Below are 9668 nucleotides of genomic sequence, written 5' to 3'. Positions count from 1 at the left end.
CCACCCCGCCCGAGGAACCACCGCGAGAGGACCCGAACGAGGGCCTGGCCCGGGCCCGCCGCGCCGCGGGCCTGGCCGCGCTGGAGCACCGCGACTACGACACGGCCGTCTCCGACTTCACGGAGGCGCTGCGGCTGCGCAAGGGCGACCAGGGCGACCTCGTGGAGCTGCTGCGCATCGCGGCCGAATTGCGAACGCGAGAGCAGGCGCGTCAGCAAGGCGAGCAGGCCCGTGCCCAACGCGAGCCCACGCCGGCTCCCACCCGCTCCGTCCAGCGCACGCGTCCGGCGCGAGGTACGGCCCGGGCTCAGCCTCGCCAGGAGTCCACTTCCGCGGACGAGACACGCGGCGGCTTGCTGCTGGTGACGTCCACGCCCCCCGGGCTGATGGTGCGGGTGGACGGCAAGCCCATGGACCTCACGCCGGCGCGGCTGCCGCTGCGCGCGGGGACGTACCGCGTGGCGCTCGCGCAGGGTGAGCGCACGCTGGCCGAGGAGACTGTGGAGTTGGGCGAGGACGACGTGCGCTCCCTCAACCGCGACCTCTCCGCCGAGCTCGCTCCCGCGCCAAGGCCCACGGCGACCGCACCAGCCTCCGTGGAGGCGCCGCCTCCCGCCGCTACCAGCCCCGCTGCCACCGCGGCGCGCGCCGAATCGCCGCCCACCGCCGAGCCGTCCGTGGCCACCGCCGCCCCCACGGCGACGGGCAAGGGCCGCCTGGATGTGACGTCTCCCGGCCTCTACGGCGAGGTGTGGATCAACAACCGGCCGTATGGCTTCCCGCCGCTCGTCGCCCAGGGACTTCCCGTGGGGCCCGCGCGCCTGGAGGTCCGCGTCAATGGCGTGGTGAAGCGGAAGCTGACCGTCGACGTCGTGGCGGACCAGAGCACCGCCGTCCGCATCCGCTGACCTGAAGGCTGTTCGCGCGGCGAGCCGCGCTCCCTTTCCGCATCGAGGTCGATATGCGCCGCTGCCGTAAGTGGTCCGAACCTTCAATCGGAGCCCTGCTCCTCCTGTGCGCCAGTCCTGCGCTCGCCCAGGACACCGACGCGGGGAACCTGGGTGATGAGGAGCCGGAGGTTCACAGCCAGGTGGCCTCCTTCGCCGTCACCCGGCTCCAGGAGTCCCCCGCCGTCGTCACGGCGATGAACGCGGAGGAGATTCGCAACTCCGGCGCCCGCGACTTGATGGACCTGCTGCTGCAGATTCCGGGCTTCTTCTTCGGCGTGGACACCCAGGGCGCGGTCGGCCCCGGCTTCCGCGGCCTGTGGGGCTACGAGGGCAAGGTGCTGCTCGTCGTGGACGGCAAGGAGATGAACGAGCAGCTCTACTCCACGATGCAGTTGGGCAACGAATTCCCCATCGAGCTCATCGAACGCATCGAAGTGGTGCGCGGCCCCGGCTCCGTCATCTACGGCGGCAACGCGGAGCTCGCCGTCATCAACGTCGTCACGCGCGGCGTCCAGGGCAGCACGGACCTGATGGTGTCCGGCATGTACGGGCAGATGGGCAGCGTGAACGGCCGGCGGGGGCTCACCGTCTCCGGCCGCAAGGTGTTCGAGTCCGCGCCGGGCCTGAGCATCTTCGCGTCCGCCGGGCTGTCGCAAGCCCAGCGCAGCAGCGGCGTCTTCCATGACTTCTTCGGCAACTCCGCGCAGTTGGGTGGCAACTCGCGGCTGGACCCGACGATGGTGCAGGCAGGCGTGGGCTACAAGGACCTGCAGCTCAGCGTGCTGTACCAGCGCTATGGCACCTCCGCCATCGTCGCCTTCGACGAGGTGTTGGAAGCGCCCGCGCCCACCAACTTCGAGTCCCTCCACGCGGAGCTGAGCGACAGGTTCCGCCCGGACGAGCGGGTGGAAATCATCCCCCGCCTCAACCTCACCTTCTCCAAGCCCTTCAGTGACTCGGACCAGGATTCGCCCTTCTTCTACGACAAGCAGGTGCTGCGCCTGCGAGGGCGGACGCTGGCGCGCTGGGCGGCGCTGGACTGGCTGCAGCTCACCGGCGGCGTGGATGTGACGTCCGACCAGGGGTGGGTCAACGGCCCGGTGGGCGTGGGCCTCCAGACGGGCTTCGGCCCCGAGGAGGCCGACAGCGTCTCCTACGTGAATCTGGCGGGCTTCGTGGAGGCCTTCTCCGCCAATCCGTTCGTCAACGTGGTGGCGGGCGCGCGCGTGGAGAACCACAGCGCCTTCGGTGAGTCCTTCGTGCCGCGGCTGGTGCTGCTGCGCAGCTTCGGGCCGTTCAGCGGCAAGGCCCTGTTCAGCCGCGCCTTCCGCGCACCGAGCATCGAGAACATCAGCCTGGGCGCCGACGTCCGCCCCGAGCGCACCACCGTGCTCGAGCTGGAGGGCACGCTGCGCATGGGAGAAGGCCACGCGCTGAGCGCCAACGCCTTCGACATGGGCGTGGCGGACCCCATCATCTACTCGTACGACGCGGCGACGAACACGGAGGCCTACCGGAACCTCGGGCGCCTGGGCAGCCGCGGCGTCGAGCTGGACTACCACGTGCGTGGAAGTTGGGGCCGCGCCGCCCTCAACTATTCGTTCTACACGCCGTCAGGCCGCAATGACGTGGAGGACTACCAGGTCCCCGGACAGCCCAACGCCTTCACGGGCATGCCCACTCACAAGGCCGCGCTCACCGGCAGCATCAAAGTGATGCCCTGGCTCACCGTCAGCCCCACCGCCGTCCTCGTGGGCAAGCGCTACGCCGTGGACGTGCCGGATGACGAGGGCAACGCGGCGGTGGAGGAGTTACCCACGCAACTGCTGCTCAACCTCTTCGTGCGCGCGCAGGACGTGGGCACGCGCGGGCTGGAGATTGGCGCGGGCGTCTACAACCTGACCGGCACGAACTTCCGCATCGCCCAGCCCTACAACGGCGGCCACGCGCCCATGCCTGTCTTCTCCCGCGAGTTCATGGTGCGCGTCAGCTACCTGCTGGACCCTGTCAGCGACGAATAACAGCACCTCCAAACCTGACGTCCGCCACGGCCCACCTTCCCTCGGGAGGGTGGGCCGTCTGCCTTTGCAGCGTCACAGACGGCGCCAACACCGTGCCCTTCTACGCCTGGGGTACGGAGGGCGGCGAAGTTGTCTCCTTCATGGTGGGAATGAACGCCGCGGACGGTTTCGAGGTGAAAGTCGAGAACGTGGCGCTCACCACCACCCCGACCCAGTACACAATCGACATCAGCCGCGTCCGGTATGGACAGGTGGTGGGTGGCTTCGGATGGACCGCCGATGGAAGGACGACTCCGCTCGTCTTCTTCATCGACGACATCCACTGGCACTGACACCCACCCCCTCCTCGCGGCGGAACGGAGCGAGAGGACGATGCGAGTGGGAACGGCGGTGACGACGGTCGATGCGGCGGGCATGCGCGCGCAGAACAGCAGCCTGCTGCTCAATATGATCTGGCGCGAGCGCCAGATTTCCCGGGCGGAAATCGCCCGGCGGACGGAGCTCAGTCCGTCGACCGTCTCCGCCATCGTGGCGGACCTGGAGCGCTCCGGCCTGGTGCGCAGCATTGGCGCCGGGGTGTCCCGGGGCGGCCGGCGCCCCACCCTCATCGGCTTCTGCGATGACGCGTTCAGCCTCATCGGCGTGGAGATGGGCTCCACCCATGTGACGGCCGCGCTCACCGACCTCCGAGGACGGGTGCGCGCGTACCGGCACGCCAGCCATGCCGTCCGCGAGGACCCCAAGGGCACGCTCCAGAAGGTGCGCGAGCTGGTCCAGGAGGTCCTGGACGCCGAACGCGTACCGCGCCGCTCGGTGGCGGGCATGGGCATCGCCGTGCCCAGTCCCGTCCACCCGGCCGCGCCCGGAAAGCTGTCCCCGCTGCTGGTACCGGCCTGGCGCGACTACGACGTGCAGGAGTCCCTGCGGAGCGCGTTCGGCCTGCCGGTGTTCGTGGACAACGACGCGAACCTGGGCGCGCTGTCGGAGTGCTACTGGGGCGCGGGCGTCAACGGCGAGGACCTGGCGTACATCAAGCTGGCCACAGGCATCGGCTCCGGCCACATCATCCACGGTGACGTCTACCGTGGCGCCGGCGGCACCGCGGGCGAAATCAGCCACATCGCGGTGGACTCATCCGGACCGCAGTGCGTGTGCGGCCTGCGTGGCTGCCTCGTCACGCTCATCGGGTCCGCGGCCCTGCTGGAGCGGGCGCGGGCGTTGATGGGCCGCAAGGACAAGCGTGCCCTCACGGTGCGCGAGCTGGTGGAAGGCGCGCGGGCGGGTGAGCCGGCAGCGCGTCAGGTCATCGACGAGCTCGGGCACTACCTGGGCATCGCCGTGGCCGGTCTGCTGAACCTGCTCAACCCCGCCATCGTCGTGCTCGGCGGTGAAATCTCGTCGGTGGGAGACCTGCTGCTGGACCCGCTTCGCGCGTCGGTGCGCAAGCGGGCGCTGTCCACCTCCATGGCGGAGACGCGCATCGTCACCTCCGCGTTGGGAGACCGCGCCATCGCCGTGGGCGCGGCCACCCTGGTGCTCCAGGCGGCGCTGCGTGACCGAACCCTCTTCCCCCTCCAACACATAGGCAAATCTGCATGACGCTCCCGCGCATCCTCCCCGTGGCCCTGGCCCTGACGGGCCTCGCCTGTCACCCGGCCGCAAACCGGGTGAACCGCCCTGGCACCCCGCCGCCCCTCACACATATGTGGAGGGCCAGCGGCGCCTGGGCGTGGGTTTCTACGAGGGGGCCGGTCCCAGGACATCCCGGTGGACAACACCACCGTGCACATCTACCTCTACGAAGGCACGCTCTCCCTGGAGCCCTCCACCACGGCCCGCTTCGGGGGCCGGGTTTCACAGAGATGTCATGTTGAGGTGGTATCCACGGGTTTTCAACCTGGAGGATACGCATGCAGTTTGGCAGTCTTGCTCTCGCATGTTTCACCGCGTTCGCGGCGCCCGGCTGTGCCGACACGGCCTCTGAGCCGGTGGTCGAAACCGGCGTCGTCACCGCCGAGGCCACGGCGCCCACCCGCATCTACGCGTCCGAAGGGGCGCTCGAGCTGAGCTTCGAGACGCTCGGCACCTTCGAGGAGCGGGACGGGGAGCGCGCGCTCGTCCTGCGCGCCACCGCGAACCGCTACCTGCAGCACGTGTTCAGCTTCGTCCCGGACGACGCCTTCGGCACGGCGGCCATCATCAGCGAGCGCCGCTTCGAGGTCGTCCTGAAGGAGGGGCACGAGCTGAACACCGTGCTCTCCGGCCTGCCCCTCTTCATCACCGTCAACACCTTCACAGGCACGCCGAACCAGTACACCGCGCGCATCGTGGTGGCGCCGCGCTTCTACGACTTCCGAGGCGCCAGCGGCATCTACGTGGAGACGGAGGTCAACCCCGTCTACGTGCGCAATGGTGATGACGTCCTCGTCTACCGGGGGCACGTCAGCGCGGCGGCGAACTCGCTCCTGGTGACAGCGCCCGACGGGACCCCGACGGTCACCCGCGTGAGCGCGGACCAGTTCCTGCTCGACTGGCGGTACCCGGCCGTCTACCAGGCCATCGACCCGCACACCGTGCCGCTCACCTTCAACGCCGCGCTCACCGGCGGCGGTACGGCGCAGAAGACGGCCCGGCTGGTCGCGCGCGTCACCGAGCTGGCGCTCACCTCCGGCGACGCCTACGAGGTCTGGCCCAGCCAGCCCTGCCTGCCTTCCGTGCACGCGTGCGTCTATTCACAGCCACAGGGCGCCCTGGACTTCTCCGCGTGTGGCACCTACCGGCAGGTGTCCCGCTGCATGTACGCGGGCGTCTGTGAGGGCGGAGCGACCTCGCCCCTGGCCCTCACGGCCATTGACGCCTCGGTCCTGGAGCCGGAGCGCCTCCAGTGGAACTCCACCTCCACGGGCATGAGCTGGCACCACCTGGAGCCCGTGGACGCGTACAGCATCCCGGAGTGCCCCACCGAGCCCAAGACGATTCAGTCCGTCATGGCGAAGCTCACCGCGCTGAACCCCCAGCTGCCGTACCCGGACACGGGCAGCTTCGTCGGCCGCAGCGGCTTGTCGCAGGTGCTGTTCTTCAATCCCTGGCGGGACGGAGACCAACTACTGGCCGCGGTGGATGCCTTTGCGGGCGGCGGCGAAGTGCAGGCGTGGATTTCGACGTACGAAGTGCCCTGCCACAACTGCCACGACAACGAGGCGTGGGCGGTGCTGTTCTATCCAGACAGCGGCAAGGTGCTCGTCTTCAAGGGCAACCACGGCTACGATTCCTGAGGAGCACCTTCACTTTCCGCCAGGACTTCGAATTAAAGCCCCGGCGGAAAGATGGACCTTCCTTGCGTTGAGTTGCAGACATCGCCTGACTTCCCCGAGACTCCCGCGCCAGTTGTCCCTCATCACCTTTCAGCGTGGGAACTCATGCGCATGTATCGCCTTGGACTGGCGTGTGTCTCGATGTGCCTTGTCTTGTCGGGCTGTGCCGACAATGGGCCGGATGTCACCAACGAACTCAAAGACAATCCACCACCGGCGTCACCCAACGGCATCCCAGGGGAGGGCGGAAGCTGGACGGGTCAGCCCACTGGCGGAGACCATGCCCCCGGCGAAATGGATGATGTCGACTCGACCGACGTCATCATCACCCACACCGAGCGCTTCTACACGTCCGTGGGCATCGCGGTCCGGAGCAAGGACCTGTCCTCCAATCCTCCCGAGCTGCTCGTCCGCACCCGGACCGGTTTCACGCGCTACACCGGCGCGCCCTCGTCGGAGGGCTACCACTTTCCCAGCGTGCCCCAGGGGGAGTACTACCTGAAGACAGGGAGCGCCTATGTCGTCACCGACGAGCGGCGTGTGGAGATTGGCCGTCATTATCTGGGACGTCAGGACGCCGTCGCGACGTCTCACTACCTGACGCCCGCGTACCTGAACCTCACGAACCTCGCCCCCTGGCAGGCTTCCGCCGGGTACAGCGGTGGCAGCCGGCTGCAGATTGTCTCCGGGCAGGTCGACCTCTCGGCGGAGGTGTTCATCAACGACTACGTCGCCGCGGGCCAGACGCAACTGGACGCGCAGGACGCGCAGGCCTACGGCCTGTCGGGCAACTTCCCCGTCTTCGAGGCGGCGAAAGGGGACCGGCTGTACGTGAATCAACTCACGAACGTCTTCGGAGCCCCGCTTCCGAACGGTGAACCCCTGGTCGCCTCGGCCCTCGTCCGCAGCGCGCAACTGCCTGCCCTCAACTTCACCGCGGATGGGGTGACGCCGCTCGTCATCATCGGCGCCATGCAGGACGTCCCCATGACGGACGTCTCCTTTGAGTGGCGTCTGGGCAACTACGCCTCCGTCGCCACCGAAATCCACCCCGCCGCGACGGCGCGCATGCCGACCTTCTACATCGAGCCCTCGGCCCACGGCCCCCAGGAGGGCTGGGTCGGCTACTCGGGGGAGCTCTTCAGCCTCCTGCTCCCGCCTGGCACCTCGCACACGATCGCTGACCGGCTGCCGTATGGAAACCCCTACCCTTCGTCGTGGCGCCCCGTGGGCACCGCCACCTATCAGTACCGTATCCTGGAGCCCCTGCCGGGCGACACCACCATCACGCGAAGCGTGACGGGCTCGCTCCTGACGTCGGACTATGTGGAGAACCTGGTGGCGAGCCCCATCACGCCCGCGCTGACGCCTCCGCGCGCGCTGTCCATCGACGGCATTCCGGCGACGTCCCAGCGCGTGGTGGGCAACACCAGCCCCATCATCACCTGGCAGCCACCCGCGAACGGCGCGCCCACCGCCTATCGGGTGAGCCTGATTCGCTACGTCAACACCAGCGCGTCGACCCAGACGACCCTCTACCTGCCGGGCACGGCCACCGAAGTCCGGCTGCCCGTGGGAACGCTGGCGCCCGACGCCATCTATTCGGTGAAGGTCACGGCCCTGGACAGCCCGCATCAGGAGGTGACGCGAGAGCCCTTCACCATCTTCGAGAAGCTGCCCCTCCACACGGCGGACACCATCAGCTCCCTCTTCACCACACCGTGAGCCACTGCACCTCCCGTCCCTAGCGGCGCCTCCGCTGCTGGGGACGGGCGGGCTTCGCCTTCGTCTCCGGAGGCAGCGCGTCCAACCACGCCCGCACCGCCTCGGCCTGGAGCGTCCGGCCCGAGGCCGTGAAGCGCTCACGCGCCTTCGCCGCCTCGGTCCGCGCTTCCGCGCCCTGCCCTTCCTTCCACAGCGCCCGCGCGAGCGCGAAGCCCGACTCCCCCAGCGAGTCCTCCTGCGCGCCCGTGAAGGCCACCGCCTTGCGCAGCGGCGCCAGCGCCTCGCGCGTGCGCCCCAGTCCCAGCAGGGCCTGCCCCACGCCGTCGTAGGAGTACTGGAGGTCCTCGTCGTCGAGCCCCAGTTGGGCGCGCTTCACCGCCAGCGCCGCCTCATAGACTTTCAGCGCCTCTTCGTGACGGCCCAGCGCGAGCAGGCTCATGCCCTCCTCGTCGAGCGCCTCCGCCAGCTTCAGGTGACTGTCGCCCAGCAGCTCGCGGTGCAGCGCCACGGAGGCCTGGGCATGCGCCAAGGCCCGCGCGAACTCCCGCTGCTCGCGCAGCGCCATGGACAGGCCCTGGTGGCGCCGAGCCACGTCCAGGTGCCGAGACCCCACCGCCGCCTCCGTCTGGCGCAACGCCTCCTCCATCACCCGCACGGCCTCCGGGAAGGCCCCCACCTCCAGCAGCACCCGCCCCAGTGAGAACGTCACCCGCGCGCGCTTCGAATGGCCCGGCACCAGCGCGTCCGCCAGCACGGTGTTGGCTTCCTCCAGCAACGCCCGGGCGTCTTCCGTCCGACCGCGCATCAACGCGAGGTTGGCCTCGTTCACCAGCAGGTCGCCCCGCAGCACCGCGTCCCCGCCCAGCCGCTGGAGGGTCGCCTTGCCCAGGCGTGCCCATTGAGAGGCGTGCTCGAAGCGCTCGCGCTCCCCTTCCACGTAGAGCAACTTGTTGAGAATGGAGACCTCCAGCCGGTCCGCCCGGCCCGACGTAGCGTCATAGACGGCCTGCTCCAGCAGCCCCGCGCCCTTCTCCTTCTCCCCCAGCACGGCCTGGAGCCATCCCTGGTGGAAGCGCAGCTCCGCCGTCAGCGGCGCGTACCGCGCGGCCAACACCCGCGACTCCACCGCGTTCACCGCCGCCAGCGCCTGGGGATAGCGGCTGGTGTCCACCAGCGCCTTCACCTCCGACAGCGCGCCCTCCAATGACTCCAGCTCCGCGCGCATTGCCGGGTCCGCGGGCCGGGGCTGCTGGCTCGCCAGGGCCTCCACATCCGCGCAGTCCTCGGGCGAAGGCAGCGCGTACGCCGCGTCCAGCGCCTTCTCCACGCCTGCCTTGTCCACCTGGGACAGGGCGCCCACCAGCGCACGCAAATCCTTGTGCCGCCGCTCCAGACACACCACGCGCTGGGTGAACAGCGCCTCCGGCTGCACCTCGTGCAGGCGCGTGGCCTCGCACGCGTCGGTGTGCTGCCGCGCCCAACTGCTGGCATAGGCATCCAACACCTGCCCCACCCGGCCGGCCATGTCCCCCGCCAGGGGGCTGCCCGTGGCCGCGAAGGCCGAGGACAGTCGCTGCTTCGCCTCGGCCCCCCAGCTGTCCGCCAGCAGCCCCTCCGCGCCCTGGCTCTTATACACATCTGACGCTGCCGACGATCTT

6 protein-coding genes are annotated in these 9668 nt (G+C 69.3%); all 6 read left to right on the top strand.

All coding sequences use genetic code 11. The features are described from left to right. A partial coding sequence (locus tag F8M74_RS36455) for a PEGA domain-containing protein (RefSeq protein ID WP_163884736.1) occupies positions 1-908 on the top strand: 908 nt, incomplete at its 5' end. A gap of 53 nt (positions 909-961) precedes the next feature. Further along, on the top strand, positions 962-2971 hold the full coding sequence (locus F8M74_RS36450; protein ID WP_141258903.1) for a TonB-dependent siderophore receptor: 2010 nt from the start codon (positions 962-964) through the stop codon (positions 2969-2971). Between the two features lie 92 nt (positions 2972-3063). After that, complete coding sequence (locus F8M74_RS36445) at positions 3064-3303, top strand: hypothetical protein (protein WP_228560884.1); 240 nt, start codon at positions 3064-3066, stop codon at positions 3301-3303. 40 nt (positions 3304-3343) lie between these two features. Then, positions 3344-4570, top strand: coding sequence for an ROK family transcriptional regulator (locus F8M74_RS36440; RefSeq protein ID WP_141258902.1), 1227 nt, complete (start codon positions 3344-3346; stop codon positions 4568-4570). A gap of 311 nt (positions 4571-4881) precedes the next feature. Continuing rightward, the gene (locus F8M74_RS36430; RefSeq protein ID WP_141258901.1) at positions 4882-6246 is read left to right on the top strand and encodes a hypothetical protein; all 1365 of its coding nucleotides are present in this window, start codon (positions 4882-4884) and stop codon (positions 6244-6246) included. Positions 6247-6396: 150 nt separating this feature from the next. Next, the gene (locus tag F8M74_RS36425) at positions 6397-8010 is read left to right on the top strand and encodes a fibronectin type III domain-containing protein (protein WP_228560886.1); all 1614 of its coding nucleotides are present in this window, start codon (positions 6397-6399) and stop codon (positions 8008-8010) included. Positions 8011-9668: the final 1658 nt, after the last annotated feature.

It is taken from the genome of Myxococcus sp. CA023 (assembly GCF_010998615.1).
Classification (GTDB): Bacteria; Myxococcota; Myxococcia; order Myxococcales; family Myxococcaceae; genus Myxococcus.
This window is presented reverse-complemented; position numbering and strand designations above follow the sequence as displayed.